The following is a 24871-nucleotide window of genomic DNA, read 5'->3' as shown; positions in this document are numbered from 1 at the left end:
GCGTCTTAACAAGCAAAAAGCTGCACTTTTGCAGGCTTTCTGCGCATAACCGAATAGATGCATCCGCTCTGGCGGGCGGGTTTTCCAACAGTCTGACTTTTGTGACTTTTGCAGACTTTCCCCCGCGCCGGCAACGGGCCGAGCCCGCCGATCGCGCCATTCGGGCCGCACAGGCCGGTAACGGGCCAGGCCCGCCGAACCGACCGCCCGAACGGCGGGCCGGCCGCACCGCGCGCCGCGGTGCTGCGCTACAGGCACGGCTTCCCCGGCTTCGCTACGCGGTCTGCCCCGCCGCCGCACGGCGGTCCAGCAGCACGAAGCGCTGCAAAAGCAACGTCGCGGCCAAGCACAGCACGCCGCCGATCAGGAACGGCAGCGCCCGGTCAAGCGCGAACACAGCCCCGCCCAGCAGCGGCCCCGCGATGCGGCCCAGACTGTCCATCGACGAGCTTAAGCCCGTCGCTACGCCCTGCCCGACCTTCGTCCGCTGCGTAATGAGCGAAGTGACACAAGGCCGGATCAGCGCATTGCCTGCGCCGAAGACGGACAAATACACCGCGGCGCTCACCACGCTTGTCGAGAACAGCAGCAGGAAGAACCCCGCTGCGGACAAAATGAGCCCGATCGCGATTACGCGCTGTTCGGCCCCTTTTTTCACCAGCCTCCGCACGACGCCGCCTTGAATCAGCGCCCCGACAATGCCGCTCGCCAGAAACATCATGCCGATGTCAAAAGGCGTCGCGCCGATTTTTTCCATTTGGAAATACTGCAATGTCGCTTCCAACCCGGCAAGCGTAAACGTAACGAAAAACGACAGCACATACAAATATTTGAGCGATCCGGCAAACGCCGTCCATCTGGAAACTTTGCTCTCCTTGGCCGCGGCGGCGCGTTGATCCGCAGGCAGCGATTCTTTCAAAACCATGTAAGCGAATACGAGAGAAACGAACGATAAACCGGCCGATGCGAAAAAAGGCAGCTCCAGCCCCCAGCGGCTCAAAATCCCGCCCAGCGCCGGTCCGAAAATGAATCCCAGCCCGATGGACATGCCGACCATCGCCATTCCTTTCGTCCGGTTCTCGGCTGTCGTAATGTCGGCGACATAGGCGACTGCGCAAGCGGTGGCCGCGCCGGAGAACAGTCCGCCCAAGATGCGGGATACGTACATGATCCACAGATGGCCGCCGGCAAAGCCGAATATTAAAAAGCTCACGCAAAAGCCGACCAAGCCGATCATGATGATAGGTCTGCGGCCGATGCGATCCGACATGGCTCCCCACACAGGAGACATGAGAAAAGACGCCGCCGAATAGACGGATAGCAGCAGCGCGTTGTGAAATTTGTCTCCTCCTGCCCCGACCACGACTTCCGGAAGTACGGGAATGATGATGCCGAAGCCAATGAATATCGTAATAAGCAGCAGGCTGATAATTCCGATTTGTTTATTCATGTTGCCAGTCTTCCTCCAATTGCAGCATTTTCCATTATCGTACCATACCTTTTTTTCCGATGGAAATGAACTTTTGAAGAACAAGCAAAATAATGAGAACCGAGCCGCTCAGCAAAAACGGCGCATGGTATCCGTAAATGTCCCACAGCTTGCCGGATACGATCGGTCCGATGATCATGCCGAGCCCTTCGATCGTCAGGAAAAATCCCCAAACCGCCCCTCTTTTCTCGGGAGGGATCGCCGATGCGATCAACGCGTTCCAGGAAGGAATGATCAGGGCGTAGCCGATGCCCAGCACGGCGACGAGAACATACAGCAGCCCCATCCCCCGCGCGTAGGTGAACAGCAGCAGGCTGGCTGCGCTCAGGGAAAAGCCCGCGACAAGAAAAGGGCGAATGCCGATGCGATCGACGAGCTTGCCCATCGGGATCAAAAAGAGCACGGTCACCGCCCCGCCGGCGATCAAAAACATGCTGTATTGAAACGAAGACAGCTTCAAAACTTCCCGCGCATACAGCGTCAAGATCGGCGTAAGGATGCCGAGCGCGAACGTCTGCGCGAACATCGCGGGAAACAGCAGCGGGCTGACCGTCATCGATTGCCTGACCTCGCGCATATAGGCCGCCGCTCTTTCCGGCCGGCTACCGCGATTAGCGGGCATGTGCGCCGCTCCTTCGCCCTTCTCCGGCGCTTGCCGCCCTCTCGCCGTCTTCCCTCCCGCCGCTGGTCTTCCGGGCAGCAGCAGGGCAACCAGTACGACTAGGGTCATGCAGCCGATAATTAATTGAAAGGCCGGACGGAAATTATGGTCCGCAATAAAAAAGTTGATCGCCACCGGACCGAGTCCGACGCCGGACAGCCAAGCCACATAGACGACGCTCATAATCGTTCCCTTCGCTTCGTCGCCGGCCACCTCCGTCGTACCTGTAATGACGCACGGCCACAGCGGAGCCGTGCCGAAGCCCAGCAGTGCGCAAGCCAGAATCGTCCAGATGTACGCGGACGTAGTCGCAATGAGCACGACGGAGACGAATGTCAGCAGGACTCCCGTCAGCATCACCGTCCGATAGCCGAATCGGTCGATGATCCATCCAACAGGGGTGCGCAGCACATTATCTCCAATATACTGGGCAGCGAGCGTCCAGCCGATAACGAAAGCGGAAGCGCCCAGGGCCGTTTTCATATAGACCGGCAAAATCGTCAGCAGCAGAGCGCCTTTCACAAATTCGACCACGAACATAATGATCAATAGTTCCAGTACAAACGGCGAAAACAAACGCTGTTTTTTCCATTTTTTCAAACTATTCATGGGATTGCCGCTCCTTCTCCCGACGTTTCCGATCTTTCCTGTTAGTTTTGCCGCAAGGCGTGCAAACTATTTTCAAAAATTTCACTTGCATGAAATCTCTATTTTGTTATACTCATTTTGTTTGTTGCAAAGATCGACAAGCAAATCCACTATAGAAGGGAAGCGATAATCAGGTGGACCATAACCGTACCCCCCTGTTCTCCGCACTGCTGGCGCATGCCGAGAAAAATCCGATTCAATTCCATATTCCTGGCCATAAAAAAGGAGTCGGCATGGACCCGGAATTTCGTTCCTTTATTGGGGACAATGCCCTGTCCATCGACCTCATCAATATAGCACCTCTGGATGACCTCCATCAACCGATGGGCGTGATCGAAGAAGCGCAAAAGCTTGCCGCCGACGCCTATGGGGCGGATCACACGTTCTTCTCCGTGCAAGGGACAAGCGGAGCCATTATGACGATGATTATGACCGTCTGCTCCGAAGGAGATAAAATTATTATTCCGCGCAACGTACATAAGTCCGTTCTTGCGGCTATTATTTTCGTCGGCGCGAAGCCGGTGTTCATTTCGCCTGCCCGCGACAAAAATCTCGGGATCGATCACGGCATTACGACCCGCTCCGTCCGCAGAGCGCTTGAAAAGCATCCTGACGCAAAAGCGGTACTCGTTATTAATCCTACTTACTATGGCGTCTGCACGAACTTGACCGAAATCGTAGAGCTCGTCCACAGCTACAACATGCCTGTTCTTGTGGATGAAGCGCACGGCGTGCTCATTCATTTTCACGACCAGCTTCCGGTGTCGGCCATGAAAGCGGGCGCGGATATGGCGGCGACCAGCGTGCACAAGCTCGGCGGCTCCATGACGCAAAGCTCCGTTTTGAACGTGCAGGGCAATCGCATCAATCCGAAGCGCATCCAGACGATCATCAGCATGCTGACTACAACTTCGACCTCCTATATTTTGCTCGGTTCGCTCGATACGTCGCGCAGACATTTGGCACTGAATGGCCGCTCCATGGCACAGCATGCGCTGGATCTTGCCCATTACGCGAGAAAGCAAATCAATGAAATTCCGGGTCTCTACTGCTTCGGCGACGAAATTTTGGGCGATGAAGCTACATTTAATTTCGATCCGACAAAAATAACGGTCCACGTCCGCAAGCTGGGAGTTACCGGCTTCGAAGTCGAGAACTGGCTCCGCGACAATTACAACATTGAAGTGGAAATGAGCGATATGTACAACATTCTTTGCCTGGTCACGCCGGGGGACACCAGAGAGAACATCGATTCTTTGATCGAGGCGCTGAGCAAGCTGTCCACCGTGCATGACGGCAGCGGCCACATCCATGAAGTAGTGGTCAAAATTCCGGCCATCCCGCAGCTGACCTTGACTCCAAGGGATGCGTTCTACGGGGAAACGGAAACGATTCCTTTCAAGGAAGCCGCCGACCGCATTATCGCGGAGTTCATTTACGTCTATCCGCCGGGCATCCCTATTCTTCTGCCGGGGGAAGTCATCACGCAGGAGCTGATCGATTACATCGTCGAGCACGTCGAAGTCGGTCTTCCCGTCAAGGGCCCGGAAGATCGCAGTGTGCAAAACGTCAAAGTCATCGTGGAGACGCAGGCCATTTTCTAAACGCGCGCAATCGTGCTGGATAAATATTGTAAAACCGTTTACATGGTGCTATGATGTTGTTGATGTGCTGATATGCTTATGACGCAAGTTTTCCTTCGGAAAACTCAAAGCATATGCTTACGACGCAAGTTTTCCTTCGGAAAACTCTTAGGAGGTCGCAAAACAATGGCTCAAAGCGCTTATATCAAGTTCGTGGCAGGCTCTGCCGTCTCCGCTCTTTCTTTGGACGAGGTCAAGGAGAAACTGCTTCATTACCGGGAACAGCTTGCCCTTACGGCGAAGCAGCTCGGCTGGGAATACGACGAGGCGGGATTTCCCTACACGATCGAAACGAAGCCGGAAGGCGACGGCAAATGGTTTTACCTCAAAGGAACGAATCCGCTGTACAAATATATCGTCGTCGGCGTCGGCAGCGAAGGCTCCCAGGACGAGGGGCGCCATTTTGTGCAGATCGTTTTGCCGGATAACGCGACTCATGGCGACAAAAGCAAAGGCAACGAATTCAGCAAATATTTGGGTCGTCAGTTGAAAGCCGAACTTCACTTGTTTAACGGAAGAATCATGTATTTTAACCCCCGGAAATGACGCAAACCGGCTGAATGTCAAGTGTCCAGGATATAATGAGAAACCCCCTTTCAGAACTCGCTCGCTCTGAAAGGGGGTTTTATGTATCGTTTTTACTCGTCAGCTTCTTGAGCTATAATTTCGTTGTAAATGGTAACGACACGTTCCCATTCCGCTTCGTCCTCGATATTGACGAGGTAAGCTTCATCGTCTTCTTCTTCGACACGGAAAATGACCCCGTCTGCCTCAGGATCGTTGCGATCCAACAATACGGCATAGGCCTGTTCTTGAGATTGGAAGGTGTACACCATCACCATCTCATGCTCTTTACCGTCCTCATCGGTGACGATAAAAATATCTTCCCCATGCTCATGATCGTGATCACAGTCTGGGCCGTGTACATGATCGTGTTTATGATCGCTCACAGGCAGAACCTCTCTTCATCAAATAATTGGTTTCCCAATCATGGTAACATTTTCGATAGGAGAGGTCAAACCACAGTTTGCGGACCCGCTCTTAATTGGACTGGATCTGCTTTTCCGAAACGACGTTGTAATCGGAAGAGCCTTCCTGCCGCATGGCAAACTTGACCAAATAGTTTCCGGACTCGTCAAACGAAACGTTGTACAAAGGAACTTTGAGCCAGAACGAATCCTTGACCTCCGTAATATCTTTGACCACAGGGTCTACCACGCTGTTCCCGCTCGGGGAGATGATCGATACCTGGACGGAATTGATGTTCGTTTTGAGGTTGTCAACCTGCGCGAAGACGATGATCATATCGGCTTTCTTGCCTTTCTCCACGACCCCAAAAGGCACGAACGACGAATCCTTCCGCACTTCCGTCGTAAAGAACATATGCACGTTCGGTTTGTACAAAGACACGGTCTTGTTCGTGTTGTCCCACTTCACCAGCGCTTGCAGCGACTGCGTCAGCGAGCGAAGCGGCAGAACCGTTTTGCCGTTAATAATGAGCGGCGGCACATCCGAATCGGAAAACTCTTCCGTTTTGTCGTTGACGACCAACCGCGCAATGCTGAATCCCTCATAATTCCCCCATATCGATGAGGCCACCACAGTAGCCGTACTAAGAATAAAAAACACCAGCATCAACGCAAATATACGCTGAACTTTCATCCCTTTCATCCCTCTTAACCCCTCCAGCTCTCGTTAGTAGTCTTCCTGTCTGCATCTTTATACTCCGGATGATGGGAAGAGTTGCGTCCGTTTTTATAAATTTGAAAAAAAAGCGAGAACCCGGTTCGTATACTCGGAAGGATAAAGCTTGTACGAGCCGACATGTCCGGCTTTTTCCGTAAGCCACAGCTGGGACGAGTGTCTGTTCCTGCTCCACATCGCCTCGCTATGGGTATAAGGAATAGCGCCGTCATTCCGGCTGTGGATGAACAAAATCGGCCTCGGGCTGACGCGGTCCACGGCTGCAAGCGCATCCACCCGCTCCGGGTCGATGCCCGTCATCCGCGGCAAAATCGTCAGTATGAGCGGGGTGAAAGGATAATGAGGAAGCTTCGACCAGACCGGCAAATTCGCCCGAAGGTAAGGTCGAAGCTGACTGAAGGGGCTATCGGCAACGACGCCCACAACGGAGTCCTCCTCCGCCGCTGCGAGGATAGAGGCGCTGCCTCCCATCGAGAAGCCGATCAGACCGATCGCACCCGGCACATGCCGCTTGGTCCAATCGATGGCGCCCAGCAGGTCCTGTTTTTCCAAAAAGCCCACGGTCGTCATCGAGCCTTCCGATAGCCCCGAGTTGCGGAAATCGAACATGAGAACGTGATAGCCGGCCTGTACGAGCGACCGGGCGAGAGCCAGCGCGGGAAGACTTTTTTCCAGCCGTGTCCCCGCGTATCCGTGGGCTAAAATGATCGTCATCCGGGCATCAGGCCACGAAGCCGGCAAAAACCATCCGCGCAGGTTCGCGTCTTTCGTTCTGCTTTCAAAGGCAATATCCTGAAACGACAGGCCGTATGCAGCCGGAGAATCGTCGACAGGCTTATGCGCGGGGTGTGTAAGACGCCACCCAACATGGGCGGAAATAGCGACGCTTCCCGCCGCAGCCAGGAGAAATAAACTTCCAATTGTCCACATCAACATGCCCGACTCTCAACACCTCATCAAAAAGCAATAAATTGTAGTACCATTTACCTAATGAATCATGTAAACTTACAATAAAAGTGGCAATTACTAGGAGGACTTACTGAAATGGCCTGTTCAACGAAACTCGACATGGAAATTGACCGTTTAAAAAAACAGCTGGTGGCAACCGCCGCCGCTTACAAATACAATCTTCACCATCCCCAAGTCATCGAAATCAGCCAAAAACTGGACAAGCTGATCGTCAAGCAGATGAAACAGATCGCCGCTTCATAAGCTTCCGCCGTTTTTAACGGTAAGCTTGCGGAATTGCATATACATGTAAATGCGCCATGGAAGCAGCATTCCGTATGCAAGCACGAAAAAAACAGCCCCCGTTTGATAAATCGTGATCCACTCTTCCACGTAACCGTGCAGCGCGAATCTGACCGCCAGCAGAACAAGCAATATCCCCACAAATGCCTTGGAGCGCTTCATATACACGTGGCCGTCCTGGACGTACATGTTCGACGTCTTGATTAACGGATAAGAGAAGAGCAGCGCGCCGACCAAAAAAGAAGCGATCCCCCATTCCACGGGAATTCTTGTGACCGGTGCAATGAACATCATAAACCCTGTGCTCATCCCGATCGGCGGCATGATGATTTTCATAGCGTTGACCGGCTTCGAAGAAGCCCGCATTCTGACCAGCATTACCATCAATGCCATGCCAAGAGACCCGAACAGGGATACAGCATGCAAATGAGAACTTAGTGCATAAGTCATCTGAAATCCCTCCAATCTGCTTTCCCTCCATTATAACATCGTCCCTTATTGTTCAAAAGTCATTTTACATAATGGTTGAAATTGTTCGAGCTCCCATGCTACATTAGAAAAAGAGGCTTTTTTGTCGAATATTGGAGGCGAATGAATGAGTTTGCAAATTCAAATGGTAGGCACCGGCAGTGCATTTGCAAAAAACTATTATAATACAAGTGCGCTGATCATTCACGATCGTCAGAAGGTGCTCATTGATTGCGGCTACTCGACTCCCCAATCGCTTTATCAGCTAGGGATTGCCCCGGACCAACTTGACGGGATTATCATTACACATATACATGCGGACCATGTTTTCGGTCTGGAAGAGATCGCTTTTCGTTTATTTTACGATTATAACAAGAAACGGATCAAGCTGTTTGTCACGCAGCCGGTCGCCGAAACGCTGTGGGAGCATACGCTCAAAGGCGGCATGTATAACCCGAGCGCGGGATGCGTCGGCCTATCGGACTATTTCGAAGTCGTGATCGTCGAAGCTTCCGTGCCAACCCCGATATTTCCCGGACTTCACATCGAAATGATACAGACACCGCACATACCGGATAAACCGAGTTATTCCATATTTATTAACCATCATGCTTTTTACAGCGCCGATATTCAATTTGACCGCAGCCTGATCGTGGACGAGGTCGTAGGCAGACGGAAGTGCACCGTTATTTTTCACGACTGCCAGCTTAGCGGGACGCCGATGATCCACGCTACGCTCGATCAATTGCTGACACTTCCGGACGACATTCAGCAGCGCATTTATTTGATGCATTACAACGACACCATGGAGAGTTACATCGGCAAAACAGGCCGTATGACATTTGTGCGCCAGCATCAAATCGTGAACTTATCCGAATAAAAACACCGCCTTCCAGCCATCCTATACAGAGGAGGCGATTGAAATGAACCCTTTTGACCCAACTTCGGCAAAAACCGGCGCTGCCGCGCAATCCGGCAAAGAGCAAGTCGTAGCCGTACGCAAAAACGGGGACGGCGACATCGTCCAACTGCAATTGTCGTCGGGAGCCGTCGTCGATTACAAACAGGCGCAGCAGATGGCCAAAGCCGGACAGATTGAACATGTCAACGTATTCAGGGGCCGGGACGGCGATGAACATTTGCGTTCGGACGCCGACGGCAATCCCGATAACAATTTGGACAATTTACCTACATTCTAGTTTGGTTTTAAAACAAGAATCCGCAGAGACTTCGGCTCGCGGGTTCTTTTTTTCGAGAAAATCCGCCTTTATTTACTAATATTTACTATCGTCATGCAGGTATTTACTTGTCTATAGAGAACATTACACATATTGCTCATCCGAATTCCCTGTTTTTAACATAATGTCATACATGCACTCAGGAGATGATATCGTGATCTTGAACTGTATTCTTTACGCTTATGCCGGTGTTATGTGCGTATATGCATTTGTGACAAATAGCGCCATTCATCCCGCTCCTGTTATTTTGTGCTGCGTTCTGTATATGTCGAGCCTGCATCTAAACAATCGGCATGCCGCCCTCCCCTGGGTTCGCCTGCTGTTAATAGGCGGCTTTCACTGGGCTGCACAGCAAAATATAGCGCTGGCGCTGTACCTGCTTTCCATGTCCCGGGATATTGGCAAGGAAGAGCGCAGGCGTGCGGCATGGCCGTTAGCAGCCGCTTATACAGTCGTTTATATGGCAATTGCCGCCAATATGACTGGCGCTTACGGTCCGGGCTTGCTCTGGTTGTTTGCCGTCAGCGGTTGTTTGCATTTCGCGTCCGCTTTTGCATTGACCCGCTCCAATCGATCCGCCGCGAAACAGACGGAGCTTCTGAGGAAAGAGCGGACAAGACTCTCGACGCGGGATTCCTTGACCGGGCTGTACAACTACGAGGAATGCCACCGCCGTCTGGAAGAGCTTGTTGCCGAAAAAAGCAGCCTGGCGCTCATTTTGATCGACTGCTATGACTTGAAGTCCATGAATACGGCGCGCGGTTTCCAGGCCGGCAACTTTATTTTAAAGCAAATCGCCGAGCTGCTGAAAATTTTGTTCTCTGACGCTCTGATCGTCGCCCGGTACGGAGGAGATGAGTTTGCGGTCGTCATGCCGCTGCAAGACGGCAACCACAAAAACAATGTCGCCTCCTACAAACTGCAGCTCGATTCGGAGCTTCCCAAGCTGACGGGCATCCAAATTACATACGGCATCGCTACCTATCCGTTTGAAGGACAGACGAAGGATGATCTGATACTTATGGCCGAGCACCATTTATTTTTGAAGAAACGGGAAGTGTGGCTAAAACGCGAGGAGCATATGCTGCGGTCGGAAAAGCTGCGGGTAGTGGGAGAATTGGCTTCCGGTATGGCCCACGAAATACGTAATCCGTTAACGACCATCCGCGGTTTTTTGCAAATTTCTAAAGCAAACGATTACAATATCGAAAGCTGGTACTCAATGATTATGGACGAAATCGATCGAATGAGTGAGCTTACGGCTGAATTTCTGCAGTTTTCCAAGCCGCATTCCACACAGTTCAGCATCCACTCGCTGCATGAGTGCGTAGCTCGGGTCGTTTCGCTGACGGAGTCTGAAGCCACCAGGCTGGGGCATATTTTAAGCTACAACATACCGGGCACGCCCGTATATGTCGTTATGGATCAGGATAAAATGATTCAGTTGATTCTCAATTTGGTGAAAAATGCATGCGAGGCCATCACGGAAAACGGCTTGATCCGGCTGCAGCTCACTGCCGACCAGAAGCATGCGACACTCGTCGTAGAGGACAACGGGCCTGGCATTCCGAGCGATTTGCAGGAAAAAATATTTCATCCTTTTTACACGACAAAAGAAAGCGGTACAGGGCTTGGCTTGTCCATCTGCTACAAAATTGTCCAGGATCACGAAGGGACCCTGGAAGTGGAGAGCCAGGTCGGCCAAGGCACCCGCTTTATTATTACATTCCCGCTCGCTTCGAATCAAAGCGCTCCGCTGGACCACGCCGCTTATATTTAAAGCGGCTTTTGCATGCTGACGTGCGGGATGCCGGCATCGTCAAACGGCTCGGGCGAAACGACATGATAGCCCAGCGACGCATAAAAGCCCTCCGCCTGGCATTGGGCATCCAGCATCGCGGAGACGCACCCCAGCTCTTTCGCGTGCTCTTCCATCGCAAGGACAAGCTCCTTGCCCAGGCCTTTGCCGCGGTGTTCCGCAAGAACAGCAATCCGCTGCAATTTGGCGATTCCTTCCGCATACATATACCAACGCGCTGTCGCGGCAGCTTGTCCACCTTCGAGAAGAAGAAAATGATGGCTTGCTTCGTGAGACTCGTCCTTCTCATCCATTTCCAAATGTTTGGGAACCTGCTGTTCCTCTACAAATACTTTCATCCGGATATCGAAACAGGACTGCAGTTGTTCCTTGTTCGTTACGTGAATCGTTTCTGTCATGTGACGCACCTTCCTTTCCAAAGTCCAGCTTATCTCATTGCCGGGACTGCCGCAAGCGGCGATTTCGCCGCCGGTTTAGATTCTGTCCCCACTTTTTGATACAATGAGAGTATGAGCTTGCAAAAAGGAGTTTTGTCAATGAATATAGCCTTCTTCCTACTACCCAAATCTGAAGTTATTACGACTACTATGCAGACAACGCTGCGTCAAATTCTGGAACGCATGGAATACCATCGGTACACGGCAGTTCCGATCCTCTCCGAGAACGGCCACTACGTCGGGACCGTTACAGAAGGCGACTTGCTCTGGTTTCTCAAAAATTCCGAAGGCATCGGCTTCGAGAACGCTCACCGGCACCTCCTGCAGGAAGTGCCGCTGCGAATGAACAACAAACCGGTTCATATCCACGCGGATATGGAAGATTTAATCGAACTGGCCAAAGTGCAAAACTTCGTTCCTGTCGTCGATGACGCGGATAAATTTATCGGCATCGTGCGCAGAAGCGATATCATCGAATATTGCGCCAAACAGATGTTCAGATCTCCTTCTGCCGCGGCAGAGCATTAAAGCTAATGAAGCCGGCCTCCCAAGTCGGCTTTGTTTTTATTTTTGCATATTGCGGTCACCAAAAAAACGTATGTAATAATGGCAATCGATATAATTGGATAAGAATGATAGGTTTTTTACTGAGTGGAAAGCAGGATGTGCGAGGAATGAAACAACGACGGACAGCGAAAGAATGGTTGCCGCTGAGGAACAATGCAGAAGAAAAGAAGCCCGATTCCGCAGCTGCAGCTTCGATATGACGGCATCTTATTGAGGAAATTTCACCGGTTCAGACGGCATCGGCTTGGCGAAGGGCTGTACAGGCGGCGTCGGAATGTCGCTGTTGTCCGATTCTTCTTCCTCACTCAGCCACCGCCCGAAATCGGCCATATGCAGCCCTAACTGGTTTATTACTTTACTGATATCCATTTCTCTCATGATCCGCACCTCGTTTAATGGTTTGTCTATTCTCTTTTTCTACCCTATACTTTAACCATCATTCCAGCTCCTGTAAATAAGTGCATATTGTCGAAACTCCTAAAAAATAAATCAATCCAATATAAAGAAATCTTGATCGAATACTTGCCATTTCGACAAAAAGAACCGCGCAGGCGGTTCCTTTGTCTTATTGCAATTGGCCGGAAGACGAATTTTTGGATGAAACAAATTCACTGGCCCAATCGACCATGCCGTTCATCAGGGTGAGCACCAAATTTACGGCGTCCTTCTCCGTCATCGCCCCGCTGGACTGGTTGCAAACGTATTGCGCCGTCTTTTGCTCCAATTTTTCCACAAGATCTTTAATTTTCAGCAGCTCGTACGCCAAATCCGACACCTGGTTTCCGCCGCCGTTCCTTTGATTCGATTGCTGATTTTGTTGATTTTGCTGGTTTTGCTGATTTTGTTGGTTTGACTGATTCTGCTGGTCCTGACAACCGGCCTGATCTTGCGACTGGCTGTTGTTACCTGACGCTTGCTGCTGCCCGCCGCTGTTTTGATCCTGATTTTGCCCGTTCTGCGAGTCCTGTCCGCTGTTTTGTAACATTTTTTTCATCTGCTCCAGTTCGATAAGCATCATATCATTTTGCTTGGTCAGTTCGTCCATTTGCAGCTTCAAGTCTTGAGTTTTGATCATTATCATAATCGCCCCTTTGCTTATTTCACAACGCCGCAGGCGACTCGTTTGCCCGAATTGCCTGATGGGTCTGTAATGAAATCATCGACCTGCTCATGGATAATCAAGCTTGTACCGCCGGGCTTCAAGAGCGAGTTAGGCTTGTCCTGAGGAAGAACGACCAACTTTGTCGTTACGTCCATTTGGCCGTTTCCCTGCGCATCCACCGCCAAATTTGGCAGATCGCCTACGTGCGTTCCCTTGGGATTCAGGAATCCATGTTCTTTCTTATACGTATTGAAATGGGCGCCAGCGGTAGTAAATTCCGGAGTTTCGCACACGCCGTTCTCATGAATATGAAAACCGTGCATACCCGGTTTCAATCCGCTGACCTGAAGCTGAATCCGAACTCCATCCGCTACGGACTGCAGCTTCACCGAACCGATCTTTTGCCCGGTCGTTCCGATCATGGACACCTGAATTTCAGCGGGCTGCCCCGCCTCCTTGACAGAAACACTTTTCACACTCTGGCAACCGCTTATCGTAAGCAGCATGGCACTTGCGGCCAACAATAATTTTGTCGAATTCACGGACGATTGACCTCCTGCGTCTTGGGATTTGCAAAAACTACACTTAGGATGCGCAAGTGAATCCGACAGTAAACATCAAACGGATACAATTTTTCAAAAAAAAATCCGCAATCTTTTCGATTGCAGACTACTGTGGGGCTATATGTTATAAAATGGTCATCAGCTTGGCGATCGTTTGCAAATTTTCCAGCTTGCGCTTGTAAAAATGGAATTCGACCTTGGCATGCTCTACCGCGGCTTCCACGCGTAAAACCTGCTCCTGCAAATCTTTGGTATACGGCCACATCTCGGCTTGGCGCTGCTGCTCGTTCTTCCCGTTCACCAAGCCTTCGCCGATCACTTCGCACTCTTTGGCAAGCAGCCGATGCTTCGCCCAGGCCAATTCCGTTACGGCATCCGTATAGATCGCTTCCGCCTGTTTCAGCAATTCAGGCACAAGCTGCAATTCCAAAATAACATCCGACCGATTCATAAAGGTTCCTCCTTGCCGGCTGACTCACGCTTTATTAAAAGATAGGAATCCGGAATTTATCGCCCTGTGAAGAATACACAATCGCTTCCGAGCCCAGAAGGTCGATCTTCACCAGCGACTCCCGAATCCTGCCGATCGTTATTTTGTTGGACCCTAACGCCTTGATTAACCTCGGAAGGAGCTTTCGGTCGGTGCCAATCAACCTCACTGGAACTTTCCTCTGATTAAAAAAAATAATCACATTGTTCACGCACGAACCATCTCCTTATATATCTTTTGACTTTCTATGTATATGTGCACGCCTTATTTTTATGAGCGGGAGCGAAGGCAATCGGTTCCGTCAGTTCTGCGCGGAAAAATTATTGTGATTGCTCGTATAAATAGTCTGAACATTCAAAACAATAAAGGCGTACCATAAAAAAGGAGATGATGATCAATGGCAACTAACAACGCTTTAGTCGTACAACAAGCAAAGGCAGCATTGGATCAACTGAAGTACGAAGTCGCTCAGGAAATTGGTGTTCCGCTCTCTCCGACTGGCTACAACGGCAACCTGGCCACACGCGATGCCGGAGCAATCGGCGGCAACATTACCAAGCGTCTGGTGCAAATTGCCGAGCAACAGCTTTCCGGCTTCAAACGCTAATCCTTTGATGTAGGAGCAAGCAAAGCATAGAAGGACTGTCTCCCCTTGCGGGGCGGACAGTCCTTTGCAATGCAAATTCGGCGCTTTATTCCCGCCGGCCGTGGGCTTGTTCGGCCATTTGCTTTATATATGCGTTCCGCTTTTGCAAAAAACCGGCCATATACCGCTTCAAAAACATCATGTCCGCCAGCTTGCCGAGCACCCCGAGCGGCGAGGTGTAATCAAACACATCGGTCATGATCGTTCCCGCTCCGCTATCCGCAAACTCATGCGAATGCCGGAAACGCTGAAAAGCTCCTCTGACCATCTCGTCCACAAAACGGTGCGGCTTGTCGAACTCCGTAATTTTGGCCGTCAACCGCTGCCTGATGCCAAAATGAACGGCTTCCCAAGTGACCGTCTCCCTCAACTCGATAAGACCGCTCGTCACACCGGCTACCGCCCTCTCCTTCGTCTGCGATGCGGACTTGGCATGAATATCGATACTTCTCGCCAAATCAAAACAAATCTCTTTCGGAGCGTTAATGTACAGCTCGATTCGAATTACAGGCATGTCGGTTCCCCCAGTCAGCATCCATTATAGCATTTTCCGGGAAGCATTCGTGCCCGACTCCTAATTCAAAAATTTCTTCTGTTTGGCTTTTTCTCCGGCTTTCTCGTGCTCGTAAACGGACAATCCGAACATAACCATCGAAATCGCGAACATGACACAGACCAGTACAAGGCTCATCCAAAAGTAATGATGAATTTCAAGATATACCATCGTGGGTATCGTCGCCATTAGACACGCATACAAAACGATATTTAGTTTCTTCGAACGTCCTCGTTTCATCGCAATTCAGCCTCCTTCCGTATCGCAAGACAAAGTCACCTATTCGACTATTTTTTGGATCCGCAGTTTGGCCAGAAGCAGATTGTGATCCGCTCTCAGACTGTTAATGTCCAGCGCGGAAGAATCATTGACAACCTTGCTCGGTATCGATAAGCCTTGATTTCCGATAAAAGTTCTGCGCATTACATAGATCGATGTATCGTCCGTAACAAAACCGTTCTGCACATCGGCCCCGACCTGATTGCCAATGAACGAAATTTTCGTATCCGTGTAGGCGTAATACAATTGATACCCTGCAAATACGAAAGCATTCGTGCAGTTCGATATTACATTGTCCGAATAAGTTTGATTGAATAATTTATTGCCGTAAAAAGCTGTCCCGCAATCGCTGATCGTATTGTCGGCATAAGAACATAGCAGCTGCTCGTTGTTAGACACGCCCACATCGAATCCCGAAATCGTATTGCCGGAAATGCTGCATCTGGATGCGTTGGCTCCCCCGGATGCGGCTAAATGAATGGCCGTCGATCTCCTTTGGGTATTCCTGAACGTATTGCCGGTTATCGTAACGTTATAGGAACCGCTGATGCAGTTAATGACACTGTACGGCGTACCGTCGGCAAACGAGTATCCGCACTCCTCGAAGACGTTGCCGGAAACCGTGATGCCGTTGGATGAGTTCTGTATGTGGACAGCCTCTTTATGAATCCCGTAAAACACGTTGCCGGTTATCGTCATGCTTCCGCCGCCCGCTACACCGATTGCAAATCCGGCGCTCGCGCTTACGTTGGACAACAAATCAAAATAATTGCCCACGATGGAAATATTCGAGAAATCGGCCAAATTAATTTCAATATAATCGTATCCCCCGTTAAAAAACGAGCACCCTTGGACGAGCAGTCCTCTGCCCCGGGCACTATTGTTCAGCAAAATGCCGTATCCGACATTACCGAACTTGCACTGAAGAATTGAAATGCCGTTCACAAAAGTCGTCGAACCGTTATTGATGGCGACACCCTGCGTACCGTCTAAAAAGCACACATTCGAAATGGTCAGCACGGAAGTCCCCCCGGCAATATAAATGCCGATTTCTCCGGACGTATTTAACTGAAAAGTCAAATTGGAAACGGTTGACAAGCTCCCATTCGTAATCACCACCGCAGAGCCGGCAAAACTCGAAGAAGCTTTAAGAATCGAAAGCTCCCCTTCCCCTACCAGCGAAATATTGGACGGAATGGTGATCGCGCTTGTCACTAAAAATACCCCGTTCGGCACATAAACGGTTCCTCCTCCTGCCGCTGCGGCCGCGCTGATGGCATCCATGATTTTTACCGTTTGATCCGAATTTCCGTCTCCTACCGCCCCATAATTCGTAATATCGTACTTGAACATTGGCATCACCTCCCCGCCTTCTGCGGTCCTGTTATTTCGCTTCACTTCTTCATATGTTCCAAGATATGAAAATAGCACCGCCCCAAGCCGATCCGTTTGACGGAGCAACGCCCATTCGGATACGGATGGCACGGCGGCCACTATCATGACGGACACTACCATGGCGGCGGACATCACCGCGAGACTTCCAAATAAACCGCCGGCCCAAAGTGAAAACTTGGAAAATTCATCTCATTTTAAGGTAGCATTCATAATTGAATGCTACATTTCTTTTGTAGTACATATTGAGAGCCGGAGTGATCGAAAAATGAGTAGTATCAGGAAAAAATCAGCCGCTGTTTTAGCCGCGGCAGCATTGCTGTTAGGCGGCAGCTCCACCTTATTAAGCGGCAATGCGTATGCCCAGACGACGGCCAAGCATACCGTTCACACCAAAAACGTTGCGCAAAATTATGCTCGATGGTCAACCGCTCAACTGGTTGCCAACTCCGCTTCCGTTTTAAAAACAGACGAAAAAACGATCTACGCCGAATTAGCCAAACACGTTACGTTGGCCAAAATTGCTAAAGAGAAAGGCGTTTCGGAACAAACGTTCGAACAAAAGCTCATCGACATTGCCGACAACGAAATTGACGCGGCAGCCAAGAAGGGCACGATCAAAGCGGCTGACACGGCCAAAACCAAACAAAAAATCGGGAAATTCATCAAAAACCAAATTTTCAACAACAAGCTGTACACCGTCAAACATACTGCCACGACCAAAAAATCCAAAACTTCCTGATACGCCCGGGGCCGCTCTCAAGCAGCCCCTTTTGTTATGTTACGGGGACGTTTTTTTATTTCAATAGATGAAAAAAATTGCAATTTTGTTTATTTTCAAACAGAATTCATTTTGAAAATCTGCTAATATTCGAATAAAAGGGGGGACATTTATGATACAAATCATTTGTTTGCTGATAGCCGTATTATTTATAATTGGTATTTCTATTGGTGATGACAACGAGCAAAATGAACCTCCGGACCGGTTTATTTCAAATACAGCTGACTCCTAGCTACGCCTACATCGAAACTACGAATTGAGCTTACATAAGAAACAAATAAGCTGAGCTGCAAAACATGCCTTCTGACTTCCGGGTCAGGAGGTTTTATTTTGTGCTGCTGTTGTTTGGAACAGTTGAATCTACCGCTAGTAATGTTATTTTTTGGTAAACATATTGTAATATAATCCCTTATTTTATATGCTTTTATTGTATTACAAACCAAACATATATTGTGGAGGGATTATTTATGAAAAATGTAAAATCATTCGTACTATCCGTTGCTGTCGCCGCTTCGCTGTTCACAGTCGCTTCGGCCGCCTCTGCTCACCCGCTGGTTAATTTGCACAACTACAGCACATTCAACACATATAAAGCAGCATTGGAGAAGCAATATGCAATTGATGGAAACAATGCCCACGATCAATGGGAGCTTGACGAGCAATATAGACATTACAGAGCCGATATTGCGATTGCGACCCCTTATTACAACGGCTTGGGAACCGGAACCCCCCGCTTGGATCTTTTAAACTATTCCAGCTATCAAGCTTATAAAACCGAATTGGATAGAGTAGTTATCGAAGATTGGAATCATGCTTATGACCAATGGGAGCTTGACCGGATCTATTCCCAATATCAAGCCGACAGCGAATCCGCAAAAATTTATTTCGGAGTGTAATCCGGCATATCTAAAAGCAGACAAAGCCGAAAGCCCTTAGAAATCAAGGGTTTCGGCTTTTAAGGCTGTACGATAATGGATGGGATGCTGAACAATAAGTTTACAAGCAGAGTTTTGCCATGTTATGTTATATTTAAATTACTAACAGGAGGCTAAACGGATGAAGGACAACCAATTAAACCGCATGGAAGAAATGCTGGGAACACTAATCAAAATGGTTGGGGAAAATAACAACAGGCTGAAGACGCTTGAGGACAAAACTGATCGGTTCGAGAGCAAAGCCGATACGCTGGGGTCGGATATGCAAGAAGTCAAAAGCATTGTCAAAGAACTGATGCAAGGACAAGAAAGGCAAGATCGCATTCTTGAAATGCTCTCCGTAAAATCCATTGAAACGGACTCATATATTCGGGATTTTAAACGAAAAATGTAGTGAAGCTCACTCATCCAATATCGAGTGAGCTTTTATTTTGGCCGAAAAGAGCATTCTTGACCAAATCTTGACCATGGAACCGATTTTTGCAATCATTTACAAGTAGACAAAGTCTCAGAAATGCAAAAAACCCTTGATAATCAAGGGTTTTTCTATATGACCTGTAGTGGGCTCGAACCACTGACCCCCACCCTGTCAAGATGGTGCTCTCCCAGCTGAGCTAACAAGTCGTTTCAGTGACAAGTAGTAATATATCAAGAATTTATCTAATTGTCAACAACTTTTCTAAACTTTTTTTATTCATTCATTTTAGCTGCATGTCAGGCTGAAATATCCATCCCCCTCTTCACCCTCCAATTGCTCTTTGCGAGGGACCACGTCCATGTGCACAAGGGCAGCGTCCACAAAAACGGCGCATACGGGAGATAGCTTTCCGCCGGCACGCCAAGAATCGTACCGCATACGATGGCCAGCATGTTCCAAGGGATGATGGCGGCGAAAACGAGGCTTGAATCCGCGACGACACGGGCGAGCTGGCTGCGGGGAAACCGCAGCTCCCAAATCGGCAGCAGGCTGCGTCCGGTCATCATGATCGGCAACGTTTGCGTGCAGGATATGAGGCTAAGCACTAGTCCGAAAAGAGATGCCCGCAGCGTGGCAACGAAGAGTGAGGACGTGGTGCCGAGCAGCTTTTGCATGTATGGCTGCAGAGCTTGATTCGCTTCGAGGATGCCGTTGTACGCACCGGCAAGCGCAATAAGAATCATCAGCTCGATCATGCCTGACAGCCCTTTTGTTTGCAGGGAAGTAAACGCACCGGAATGGTATCCGTCCCACAAAACGCGAATCCATTCGTTCCACTGAATATGCTGAAAAATAGTACCGGCGGCAACTGCAGCCGCGATCGAACAAATAAAGGCATTCCTCGTTCGGATACGGAACAAAATGGATCCTAAAAGAATAAGCACAGGCAGCAGCAGCCACAAGCTATAGGCAAATCCGCCGCGAAACTGCTCCTGCAAGGCGGATACGCCGCTTTTGTGCCAGCCTCCGTTCAAATCATGCGCCACGAAAAAGACGGCCGACAATCCAATCGCACCGACTGTGGTCGGGAGCAATGCTTTGAATTGCCTTTTCACAGCCACGCCTGTGGAAGCCGCCGTCAGCTGATGGGCGCTGGAAAACGGCGACGTCCTGTCGCCCACGAACGCTCCGGATACGAGCGCGCCGGCGATGAGAGGAAGCGGAATTTGCAGCACGGCGCCCAACCCCATGAGCGGGATTCCGACGGAGCTTAGCGTTCCTGTAGACGTTCCCAGGAGCATAGAGATAATCAAGGAAACCACAAACGCAAATGTGACGAAAAAAGCCGGATCGATGAGCGAAATCCCCCCGTCGATCATAAACGGAATCGTACCGCTGGCAGTCCAGGCAGGGATAATCAAACCGACTAAAGCAAGAATCCATATCACTTCTCTGGTATGCTGTATCCCTTTCAACATTTGGGATGCGGTAGATCGAACGGTATTGCCTGCCCGCAGGCTATAAAAAATCAAAGTAAAAAGCCCCAACATAAATCCAAGGGCTAGAGGAATTTGAAGCGCATAGGCAGCTGCTAATCCGATGATCGTCACACTTACAGTAAATACCAGCCGGCCCGCAGTCAGCATCGCCCTGCCCCCCCTACTCCTTATTCTTTTTGGCCCAGTATGCTGCGAACTGCCTTTTTGGTCTCGGCTATAGCCAGCCGAAGCGGCGCAGTCTCACCCTGAAAAGGATGGACGGCCCCGAAGGTATGATCGCCATCCGGCACCTTTATCCATTGAACGCCGGGATTTCGCTCCACAAGCCGGGCGGAGCCGCCGATTCGTTTATCCCCGTCTTCAGTGCCCTGGATCAAAAAGATCGGAATCGCCGCGCCGCCAATTCGGCCAACCAGATCGTACCGTTCCTTTTCCCGCTCCATATCCTCCAAAATTTCCAGATCAAGCGGCATAAGCTGCTTCGTTCGGCCATTCATCGTATATGTACGGCCATTTGCCCGCATTTCCGCTATATTTTCCTCGGTCAACAAGTTGACGTCCGTAATGCCGTTCCAACTGATCACACCCGCAACAAAACTCGAATGATCCAATCCATAGATAAGACATTCCCCGCCTCCCCGGCTGTGCCCGAGCAAAATAATCGGACGCGCCGCACGCGCACCGGAGAATGTTTCGATTTCATGCCTGTCAAACAAGACGGTTTCCGCTCTGTTTTCGTTCATTGTCTGCAAAAATACGCTGGAACCGATCAAACGGACCATCGCATCAAGATCTTCAAGATTTTTTGAATACGTGGCTTTTGCGAATTTTTCAAGCTCTGTGAACTCAAGCAGATCGGCTCCGACTCCGTTATGGGAATAATTCATCGATACAACGTCCACTTGCTCCGCCAGCTCGGCTGCCGCAAACGGAAACATCCCCCAATCCTTGAAGCCTTTGTATCCGTGGCAGATCACAAGGGTCGCCTTGGCCGGCTGCACGGTTGCAGGATAAAAATCCGCGCGAATCGTCCGATTTTCTCCCATATTCAATTGAAAAGGCTGCTTTGCCGTCATTCTCATCTTCCTTTCGATAGGGTTCCAAAGAACGCCTTCAACACTCCATGTTTTCGTATATTTTACCACAATCTGTTCAGGAGAGAATATGTCCGGGCGCAAAATGGATTTGCTTTTGAGTTCATATTTTCGGCGTATCCAGCAAAAACTTCATTGTAGAGTATGAGCAGTCACTTTTCCTCAAGAGGAGGCCCCTATCCATGCACCGAAAGGCATTATGCCGCCGGTTTTTCAGGCTAACAAGCGTTTTTGCGATGATTCAGCTGTTGTCGTGCCTGCATGTTTCGCTCCTTGCAGCCGAACCGGATGGAGCCGTCCAGGCCGCGGAACCGGCAAACGCCGGACAAATTCATCTCAGCGTTAAAGCTGCGCCGCAAGCGAGGTATGAAACAACTGCGGATTTTAAAGATAAAAAAATGATTCGTGAATTGGAAAAAGGGACAGCGGGGGCCGCCTATGAAGAAGCGCTGCCGCCCGATACCGTGCTAACTTATGTGCAAAAGGGGCAAACGAAAACGTTCGGTGTTACGCCTGAGGGAGAGGTCATTGAGCTTGCGGGTAAAATGAAGCTGGCCGTAAGCGGCCGCGTGCAAAAAGACTTGAAAAACCAGGTGCAGTCGCTAAGAGCCAAGCACTATGGCGAAATGCTCCCCTGGGAGGAGGCCAGCCGGGTGCTGCCCAAATACAGCAGCTTCACGATTACCGACGTGGAATCGGGTCTGAGCTTCCAGGGGCAGCGCCGCGCCGGAAGCAGCCACGCGGACGTGCAGCCGCTGACGAAGACCGACTCCGCGACGCTCAAACGCATCTACGGCGGCGCCTGGAGCTGGAACCGGAGGGCCGTTCTGGTGAAGCTGAACGGCCGCACGCTGGCCGCCTCCATGCACGGCATGCCGCACGGCGGCGACGGTATTCCCGGAAATGACTTCAAGGGTCATTTCTGCATCCATTTTCTCGGGAGCGTGACACACGGCTCCCGCTCCATTGATCCTGCGCACCAGGTCATGGTGCACAGAGCCGCCGGCTTGCTGACGGAGTACATCAGCAAGCTCTCGCCCTGGCAGCTGATCGACGTCTGGATCGCTGCCGCCAATCAAGGCGACCTGCAGCTGCTGCAGGCCGCCACAGGGCAAGAACAGGCGGTGCATGTGCGCAGCATGCACCGCCTGTCGAAATTCCCGGAGCTGGATACGTCCCAGCTCCTCGAACTTGAAACCGCGGTCGATGTTTCGGCTACGCCGGAACGCGCGACCGCGCCGAAAACGAGGCGAATTCTGTTTCGCCTCGAAAGAGCCTCCACCGATGCGCGTTGGTACATCCGCATCGCTAAAATCACTTGACGGCCGCCACTCAGCTTGCGCGGCCGAACACGAACGCCGGAGCGCGGCAATAAGCGCGCTCCGGCGTTCGAAAAAAAACAAAAAACCCTTGCTCTGCAAAGGGTTTCAGCTATGGGCCCAGAGGGACTCGAACCCCCGACCAATCGGTTATGAGCCGACCGCTCTAACCAACTGAGCTATAGGCCCGTATGAAAGATTTGGTTGCGGGGGCAGGATTTGAACCTGCGGCCTTCGGGTTATGAGCCCGACGAGCTACCGGGCTGCTCCACCCCGCGTCGTTATTGCCGCTAATAGCGACAAAATTAAATATACACTAAATGCAAATGGAAAGTCAAGGATTTTTTTACCGTACAGAACTGCTTTACAAAGTGCTGTACCTGACGCCGAAACGCCCTTTTTTCGATTTGTATACCTCGACTTCCTGAGGGCATTCGTATCCGTAAATCCACCAGTCTTCTTCCATACGCTTGGCCAAACAGCCGGCCTGGAATTTGGAATCGTACAATTTTGCCCAATACACCCAACGCATGTACAATCACTCCGTCTGTTAAGTATCAATAATCCTATCATAACCAAAACGGGCCATCCTTATGAGCGTCTTGTAATTTCATGGATACAGGTGTTAGAAGCGGCAGGAAAGCGGTATAATAGGTATATGCTAGTTCTTAGGAGGGGTGTTCATGAACTGTGGAATCGCCGTTTTTCCGTCCAAAGAAGTGCAAGACGCTGCGAACAGCTACAGGAAGCGCTACGATCCTCACTATAATTTGATTCAGCCCCATCTTACCCTCCGCGACAAAGAGGTGTGGGATGAGCAAAAGCTTGCCGCCGCCGCGGCGCATCTTGAGGAGAAGACGAAAGCGGCAGCTCCCTTTGAGCTGCATTTCAACCGGTTCTCTTCTTTTTATCCCGTCAACCATGTCATTTATTTAGCGCTTGCCGATACGCAGCCGATGATCGACTTGCGGAATGCCATTTGTACGGAGCTGCTCGCCGAACCCGACAAACCTTATTTGTACAACCCTCATTTGACGATCGGGCAAATGCTGGGCGCCGACGAGCTGCACGATGTCCTGTCCAGTTTGAGACATACCCCCGTCGATTTGCGCTCCAAAGTGGATCGCATTCACCTCCTGTTTCAAACGGAGAACGAAGCCTGGACCGTTTATCAAACATTTTTGCTTCGCGGATGACTAGAAACTGTCGAGGGGCAACCCTTTCTTCAATTGTCAGATCAAAACAAGTCGGGCAGCGGGTTAAATTGATCCCTTTGCTCGACTTGTTTGCTTTAGCGCTGCCTCTTCAAGTTAAATTTGACCAAGTCAAACACTCTCTCCACTCCATCATCAACTCACACCCTTCCTCCTTTGCACACAGTCTCTCACGAGCCTGCCCGCTTAGAGATACTTAACAGCGACCAATATTCCCCAGCCCTCTATGATGGAACGGTATGGCTTAGCCCGAAAAATCTGAGAGAGTGAGAATGTTAAAAATTGCCCTCCACCAGAGCAGTACATCAACCTGAATGCACGGGGAAAACCTGCAAAAGTGCAGTTTTTTGCTCGTTGGTGCGCTGATAGTGAAAAATTCCTGCAATTGTGCAGGAATTTCGCCGCGAACATGGGCTCGGAATCAAACTCGTCGAAAATTCCTGTACAATCGCAGGCTTTTCTCTAAAACGGGCCGGTTTCCCGGAAAAAGCCTGCACTTTTGCAGGCTTTCCAAGCGCAGCGAAGCCATTGGTGCCATTGATGTCAACCATGCGCCAGCGCCCGATTGTTGGCCCCGTCCATCCAACTCAAAAAAAAGAAGAGACCGCCCCTCCGGCAGCCTAAAAGCCGCTTGAGGGACAGCCCCATTGTATGAGTACGT

32 protein-coding genes and 3 tRNA genes are annotated in these 24871 nt (G+C 50.4%); 13 read left to right on the top strand and 22 right to left on the bottom strand.

What is annotated here, in order from left to right:
• Positions 1-274 precede the first annotated feature (274 nt).
• Entirely contained in the window at positions 275-1450 is a 1176-nt protein-coding gene (locus AC0LWT_RS29780; protein ID WP_474684910.1) for an MFS transporter, read from the bottom strand.
• A gap of 34 nt (positions 1451-1484) precedes the next feature.
• Positions 1485-2759 carry an MFS transporter gene (locus AC0LWT_RS29775; protein WP_474684909.1) on the bottom strand — a complete coding sequence of 425 codons (1275 nt, stop codon included), beginning with the start codon at positions 2757-2759 and terminating at the stop codon, positions 1485-1487.
• Positions 2760-2932: 173 nt separating this feature from the next.
• On the opposite strand from AC0LWT_RS29775, the gene AC0LWT_RS29770 reads away from it, so the two are divergent.
• Positions 2933-4402: an aminotransferase class I/II-fold pyridoxal phosphate-dependent enzyme gene (locus tag AC0LWT_RS29770; RefSeq protein WP_474684908.1), complete on the top strand. Its 1470-nt coding sequence runs from the start codon at positions 2933-2935 to the stop codon at positions 4400-4402.
• Between the two features lie 165 nt (positions 4403-4567).
• Positions 4568-4987 (top strand): DUF1885 family protein, encoded by a 420-nt coding sequence (locus tag AC0LWT_RS29765; protein WP_474684907.1) that lies wholly within the window; start codon positions 4568-4570, stop codon positions 4985-4987.
• Positions 4988-5079: 92 nt separating this feature from the next.
• On the opposite strand, the gene AC0LWT_RS29760 is transcribed toward AC0LWT_RS29765, so the two are convergent.
• From AC0LWT_RS29760 to AC0LWT_RS29750, 3 genes are all read right to left on the bottom strand, one after another.
• On the bottom strand, positions 5080-5391 hold the full coding sequence (locus tag AC0LWT_RS29760) for a DUF1292 domain-containing protein (protein ID WP_474684906.1): 312 nt from the start codon (positions 5389-5391) through the stop codon (positions 5080-5082).
• 91 nt (positions 5392-5482) lie between these two features.
• Positions 5483-6112: a stalk domain-containing protein gene (locus AC0LWT_RS29755; protein WP_474684905.1), complete on the bottom strand. Its 630-nt coding sequence runs from the start codon at positions 6110-6112 to the stop codon at positions 5483-5485.
• 84 nt (positions 6113-6196) lie between these two features.
• Positions 6197-7081, bottom strand: a complete 885-nt coding sequence (locus tag AC0LWT_RS29750) for an alpha/beta hydrolase (protein ID WP_474684904.1) — start codon at positions 7079-7081, stop codon at positions 6197-6199.
• Between the two features lie 108 nt (positions 7082-7189).
• Between AC0LWT_RS29750 and AC0LWT_RS29745 the strand changes: the two genes are divergently transcribed.
• The gene (locus AC0LWT_RS29745; protein WP_474684903.1) at positions 7190-7357 is read left to right on the top strand and encodes an aspartyl-phosphate phosphatase Spo0E family protein; all 168 of its coding nucleotides are present in this window, start codon (positions 7190-7192) and stop codon (positions 7355-7357) included.
• On the opposite strand, the gene AC0LWT_RS29740 is transcribed toward AC0LWT_RS29745, so the two are convergent.
• The gene (locus tag AC0LWT_RS29740) at positions 7352-7846 is read right to left on the bottom strand and encodes a CcdC family protein (protein WP_474684902.1); all 495 of its coding nucleotides are present in this window, start codon (positions 7844-7846) and stop codon (positions 7352-7354) included. The two genes, AC0LWT_RS29745 and AC0LWT_RS29740, sit on opposite strands and share 6 nt — an antisense overlap.
• Positions 7847-7991: 145 nt before the next feature.
• Between AC0LWT_RS29740 and AC0LWT_RS29735 the strand changes: the two genes are divergently transcribed.
• From AC0LWT_RS29735 to AC0LWT_RS29725, 3 genes are all read left to right on the top strand, one after another.
• Complete coding sequence (locus AC0LWT_RS29735; protein WP_474684901.1) at positions 7992-8744, top strand: MBL fold metallo-hydrolase; 753 nt, start codon at positions 7992-7994, stop codon at positions 8742-8744.
• A 43-nt stretch (positions 8745-8787) separates the two neighbouring features.
• The gene (locus tag AC0LWT_RS29730; RefSeq protein WP_474684900.1) at positions 8788-9063 is read left to right on the top strand and encodes a DUF3892 domain-containing protein; all 276 of its coding nucleotides are present in this window, start codon (positions 8788-8790) and stop codon (positions 9061-9063) included.
• 193 nt (positions 9064-9256) lie between these two features.
• Complete coding sequence (locus AC0LWT_RS29725) at positions 9257-10882, top strand: ATP-binding protein (RefSeq protein ID WP_474684899.1); 1626 nt, start codon at positions 9257-9259, stop codon at positions 10880-10882.
• On the opposite strand, the gene AC0LWT_RS29720 is transcribed toward AC0LWT_RS29725, so the two are convergent.
• Complete coding sequence (locus AC0LWT_RS29720) at positions 10879-11319, bottom strand: GNAT family N-acetyltransferase (RefSeq protein WP_474684898.1); 441 nt, start codon at positions 11317-11319, stop codon at positions 10879-10881. The two genes, AC0LWT_RS29725 and AC0LWT_RS29720, sit on opposite strands and share 4 nt — an antisense overlap.
• A gap of 138 nt (positions 11320-11457) precedes the next feature.
• Between AC0LWT_RS29720 and AC0LWT_RS29715 the strand changes: the two genes are divergently transcribed.
• Entirely contained in the window at positions 11458-11886 is a 429-nt protein-coding gene (locus AC0LWT_RS29715) for a CBS domain-containing protein (protein ID WP_474684897.1), read from the top strand.
• A gap of 246 nt (positions 11887-12132) precedes the next feature.
• Here the strand turns inward: AC0LWT_RS29715 and AC0LWT_RS29710 are convergent, their stop codons facing one another.
• From AC0LWT_RS29710 to AC0LWT_RS29690, 5 genes are all read right to left on the bottom strand, one after another.
• Positions 12133-12303, bottom strand: a complete 171-nt coding sequence (locus AC0LWT_RS29710; RefSeq protein ID WP_474684896.1) for a hypothetical protein — start codon at positions 12301-12303, stop codon at positions 12133-12135.
• 187 nt (positions 12304-12490) lie between these two features.
• A complete protein-coding gene (locus AC0LWT_RS29705; RefSeq protein WP_474684895.1) occupies positions 12491-13000 on the bottom strand; it encodes a hypothetical protein in 510 nt (169 codons plus the stop codon).
• Positions 13001-13020: 20 nt separating this feature from the next.
• Positions 13021-13569, bottom strand: coding sequence for a superoxide dismutase family protein (locus tag AC0LWT_RS29700; RefSeq protein WP_474684894.1), 549 nt, complete (start codon positions 13567-13569; stop codon positions 13021-13023).
• A gap of 145 nt (positions 13570-13714) precedes the next feature.
• Positions 13715-14041 (bottom strand): hypothetical protein, encoded by a 327-nt coding sequence (locus tag AC0LWT_RS29695; RefSeq protein ID WP_474684893.1) that lies wholly within the window; start codon positions 14039-14041, stop codon positions 13715-13717.
• Positions 14042-14075: 34 nt separating this feature from the next.
• Complete coding sequence (locus tag AC0LWT_RS29690; protein ID WP_474684892.1) at positions 14076-14291, bottom strand: hypothetical protein; 216 nt, start codon at positions 14289-14291, stop codon at positions 14076-14078.
• A 186-nt stretch (positions 14292-14477) separates the two neighbouring features.
• On the opposite strand from AC0LWT_RS29690, the gene AC0LWT_RS29685 reads away from it, so the two are divergent.
• Positions 14478-14687: an alpha/beta-type small acid-soluble spore protein gene (locus AC0LWT_RS29685; RefSeq protein WP_474684891.1), complete on the top strand. Its 210-nt coding sequence runs from the start codon at positions 14478-14480 to the stop codon at positions 14685-14687.
• Positions 14688-14772: 85 nt separating this feature from the next.
• Here AC0LWT_RS29685 and AC0LWT_RS29680 read toward each other — a convergent pair whose 3' ends face one another.
• From AC0LWT_RS29680 to AC0LWT_RS29670, 3 genes are read right to left on the bottom strand one after another with little or no spacing between them, the layout of a single operon-like run.
• Entirely contained in the window at positions 14773-15240 is a 468-nt protein-coding gene (locus tag AC0LWT_RS29680) for an SRPBCC family protein (protein WP_474684890.1), read from the bottom strand.
• Between the two features lie 60 nt (positions 15241-15300).
• Positions 15301-15519 carry a hypothetical protein gene (locus tag AC0LWT_RS29675; RefSeq protein ID WP_474684889.1) on the bottom strand — a complete coding sequence of 73 codons (219 nt, stop codon included), beginning with the start codon at positions 15517-15519 and terminating at the stop codon, positions 15301-15303.
• A gap of 39 nt (positions 15520-15558) precedes the next feature.
• Positions 15559-16911 carry a right-handed parallel beta-helix repeat-containing protein gene (locus tag AC0LWT_RS29670; protein WP_474684888.1) on the bottom strand — a complete coding sequence of 451 codons (1353 nt, stop codon included), beginning with the start codon at positions 16909-16911 and terminating at the stop codon, positions 15559-15561.
• Positions 16912-17218: 307 nt separating this feature from the next.
• On the opposite strand from AC0LWT_RS29670, the gene AC0LWT_RS29665 reads away from it, so the two are divergent.
• From AC0LWT_RS29665 to AC0LWT_RS29655, 3 genes are all read left to right on the top strand, one after another.
• Positions 17219-17692, top strand: a complete 474-nt coding sequence (locus tag AC0LWT_RS29665) for a hypothetical protein (protein ID WP_474684887.1) — start codon at positions 17219-17221, stop codon at positions 17690-17692.
• Between the two features lie 506 nt (positions 17693-18198).
• Complete coding sequence (locus AC0LWT_RS29660) at positions 18199-18627, top strand: hypothetical protein (protein ID WP_474684886.1); 429 nt, start codon at positions 18199-18201, stop codon at positions 18625-18627.
• A gap of 160 nt (positions 18628-18787) precedes the next feature.
• Entirely contained in the window at positions 18788-19060 is a 273-nt protein-coding gene (locus tag AC0LWT_RS29655) for a hypothetical protein (protein ID WP_474684885.1), read from the top strand.
• A gap of 157 nt (positions 19061-19217) precedes the next feature.
• Here the strand turns inward: AC0LWT_RS29655 and AC0LWT_RS29650 are convergent.
• The 3 genes from AC0LWT_RS29650 to AC0LWT_RS29640 all read right to left on the bottom strand — a co-directional run bounded on the left by AC0LWT_RS29650 (position 19218) and on the right by AC0LWT_RS29640 (position 21659).
• Positions 19218-19290, bottom strand: a tRNA-Val gene (locus tag AC0LWT_RS29650).
• Between the two features lie 90 nt (positions 19291-19380).
• Positions 19381-20730 carry a Na+/H+ antiporter NhaC family protein gene (locus tag AC0LWT_RS29645; RefSeq protein WP_474684884.1) on the bottom strand — a complete coding sequence of 450 codons (1350 nt, stop codon included), beginning with the start codon at positions 20728-20730 and terminating at the stop codon, positions 19381-19383.
• A 20-nt stretch (positions 20731-20750) separates the two neighbouring features.
• Positions 20751-21659, bottom strand: coding sequence for an alpha/beta hydrolase family protein (locus tag AC0LWT_RS29640; protein ID WP_474684883.1), 909 nt, complete (start codon positions 21657-21659; stop codon positions 20751-20753).
• A 200-nt stretch (positions 21660-21859) separates the two neighbouring features.
• On the opposite strand from AC0LWT_RS29640, the gene AC0LWT_RS29635 reads away from it, so the two are divergent.
• A complete protein-coding gene (locus AC0LWT_RS29635; protein WP_474684882.1) occupies positions 21860-22999 on the top strand; it encodes a hypothetical protein in 1140 nt (379 codons plus the stop codon).
• Between the two features lie 112 nt (positions 23000-23111).
• Here AC0LWT_RS29635 and AC0LWT_RS29630 read toward each other — a convergent pair.
• From AC0LWT_RS29630 to AC0LWT_RS29620, 3 genes are all read right to left on the bottom strand, one after another.
• Positions 23112-23185, bottom strand: a tRNA-Ile gene (locus AC0LWT_RS29630).
• 12 nt (positions 23186-23197) lie between these two features.
• Positions 23198-23274, bottom strand: a tRNA-Met gene (locus AC0LWT_RS29625).
• 86 nt (positions 23275-23360) lie between these two features.
• Positions 23361-23528: a hypothetical protein gene (locus AC0LWT_RS29620; RefSeq protein WP_474684881.1), complete on the bottom strand. Its 168-nt coding sequence runs from the start codon at positions 23526-23528 to the stop codon at positions 23361-23363.
• 151 nt (positions 23529-23679) lie between these two features.
• Between AC0LWT_RS29620 and AC0LWT_RS29615 the strand changes: the two genes are divergently transcribed.
• On the top strand, positions 23680-24192 hold the full coding sequence (locus tag AC0LWT_RS29615) for a 2'-5' RNA ligase family protein (protein ID WP_474684880.1): 513 nt from the start codon (positions 23680-23682) through the stop codon (positions 24190-24192).
• A gap of 323 nt (positions 24193-24515) precedes the next feature.
• Here the strand turns inward: AC0LWT_RS29615 and AC0LWT_RS29610 are convergent, their stop codons facing one another.
• Positions 24516-24761, bottom strand: coding sequence for a hypothetical protein (locus tag AC0LWT_RS29610; RefSeq protein WP_474684879.1), 246 nt, complete (start codon positions 24759-24761; stop codon positions 24516-24518).
• Between the last annotated feature and the right edge of the window lie 110 nt (positions 24762-24871).

The sequence above is a fragment of the Paenibacillus sp. sgz302164 genome (genome assembly GCF_056120505.1).
Note: the sequence above shows the minus strand (reverse complement) of the source record. Positions and strands in the feature narration are given on the sequence as shown.

What these genes read in the sequence shown, in the direction of transcription:
- AC0LWT_RS29780 (WP_474684910.1), bottom strand. Translation starts at nt 1,450, where the DNA reads ATGAATAAACAAATCGGAATTATCAGCCTGCTGCTTATTACGATATTC.
- AC0LWT_RS29775 (WP_474684909.1), bottom strand. Translation starts at nt 2,759, where the DNA reads ATGAATAGTTTGAAAAAATGGAAAAAACAGCGTTTGTTTTCGCCGTTT.
- AC0LWT_RS29765 (WP_474684907.1), top strand. Translation starts at nt 4,568, where the DNA reads ATGGCTCAAAGCGCTTATATCAAGTTCGTGGCAGGCTCTGCCGTCTCC.
- AC0LWT_RS29755 (WP_474684905.1), bottom strand. Translation starts at nt 6,112, where the DNA reads ATGAAAGGGATGAAAGTTCAGCGTATATTTGCGTTGATGCTGGTGTTT.
- AC0LWT_RS29750 (WP_474684904.1), bottom strand. Translation starts at nt 7,081, where the DNA reads ATGTTGATGTGGACAATTGGAAGTTTATTTCTCCTGGCTGCGGCGGGA.
- AC0LWT_RS29745 (WP_474684903.1), top strand. Translation starts at nt 7,190, where the DNA reads ATGGCCTGTTCAACGAAACTCGACATGGAAATTGACCGTTTAAAAAAA.
- AC0LWT_RS29740 (WP_474684902.1), bottom strand. Translation starts at nt 7,846, where the DNA reads ATGACTTATGCACTAAGTTCTCATTTGCATGCTGTATCCCTGTTCGGG.
- AC0LWT_RS29735 (WP_474684901.1), top strand. Translation starts at nt 7,992, where the DNA reads ATGAGTTTGCAAATTCAAATGGTAGGCACCGGCAGTGCATTTGCAAAA.
- AC0LWT_RS29730 (WP_474684900.1), top strand. Translation starts at nt 8,788, where the DNA reads ATGAACCCTTTTGACCCAACTTCGGCAAAAACCGGCGCTGCCGCGCAA.
- AC0LWT_RS29720 (WP_474684898.1), bottom strand. Translation starts at nt 11,319, where the DNA reads ATGACAGAAACGATTCACGTAACGAACAAGGAACAACTGCAGTCCTGT.
- AC0LWT_RS29715 (WP_474684897.1), top strand. Translation starts at nt 11,458, where the DNA reads ATGAATATAGCCTTCTTCCTACTACCCAAATCTGAAGTTATTACGACT.
- AC0LWT_RS29710 (WP_474684896.1), bottom strand. Translation starts at nt 12,303, where the DNA reads ATGAGAGAAATGGATATCAGTAAAGTAATAAACCAGTTAGGGCTGCAT.
- AC0LWT_RS29705 (WP_474684895.1), bottom strand. Translation starts at nt 13,000, where the DNA reads ATGATCAAAACTCAAGACTTGAAGCTGCAAATGGACGAACTGACCAAG.
- AC0LWT_RS29695 (WP_474684893.1), bottom strand. Translation starts at nt 14,041, where the DNA reads ATGAATCGGTCGGATGTTATTTTGGAATTGCAGCTTGTGCCTGAATTG.
- AC0LWT_RS29685 (WP_474684891.1), top strand. Translation starts at nt 14,478, where the DNA reads ATGGCAACTAACAACGCTTTAGTCGTACAACAAGCAAAGGCAGCATTG.
- AC0LWT_RS29680 (WP_474684890.1), bottom strand. Translation starts at nt 15,240, where the DNA reads ATGCCTGTAATTCGAATCGAGCTGTACATTAACGCTCCGAAAGAGATT.
- AC0LWT_RS29675 (WP_474684889.1), bottom strand. Translation starts at nt 15,519, where the DNA reads ATGAAACGAGGACGTTCGAAGAAACTAAATATCGTTTTGTATGCGTGT.
- AC0LWT_RS29670 (WP_474684888.1), bottom strand. Translation starts at nt 16,911, where the DNA reads ATGTTCAAGTACGATATTACGAATTATGGGGCGGTAGGAGACGGAAAT.
- AC0LWT_RS29665 (WP_474684887.1), top strand. Translation starts at nt 17,219, where the DNA reads ATGAGTAGTATCAGGAAAAAATCAGCCGCTGTTTTAGCCGCGGCAGCA.
- AC0LWT_RS29660 (WP_474684886.1), top strand. Translation starts at nt 18,199, where the DNA reads ATGAAAAATGTAAAATCATTCGTACTATCCGTTGCTGTCGCCGCTTCG.
- AC0LWT_RS29655 (WP_474684885.1), top strand. Translation starts at nt 18,788, where the DNA reads ATGAAGGACAACCAATTAAACCGCATGGAAGAAATGCTGGGAACACTA.
- AC0LWT_RS29645 (WP_474684884.1), bottom strand. Translation starts at nt 20,730, where the DNA reads ATGCTGACTGCGGGCCGGCTGGTATTTACTGTAAGTGTGACGATCATC.
- AC0LWT_RS29640 (WP_474684883.1), bottom strand. Translation starts at nt 21,659, where the DNA reads ATGACGGCAAAGCAGCCTTTTCAATTGAATATGGGAGAAAATCGGACG.
- AC0LWT_RS29635 (WP_474684882.1), top strand. Translation starts at nt 21,860, where the DNA reads ATGCACCGAAAGGCATTATGCCGCCGGTTTTTCAGGCTAACAAGCGTT.
- AC0LWT_RS29620 (WP_474684881.1), bottom strand. Translation starts at nt 23,528, where the DNA reads ATGCGTTGGGTGTATTGGGCAAAATTGTACGATTCCAAATTCCAGGCC.
- AC0LWT_RS29615 (WP_474684880.1), top strand. Translation starts at nt 23,680, where the DNA reads ATGAACTGTGGAATCGCCGTTTTTCCGTCCAAAGAAGTGCAAGACGCT.
- AC0LWT_RS29610 (WP_474684879.1), bottom strand. Translation starts at nt 24,761, where the DNA reads ATGGTTGACATCAATGGCACCAATGGCTTCGCTGCGCTTGGAAAGCCT.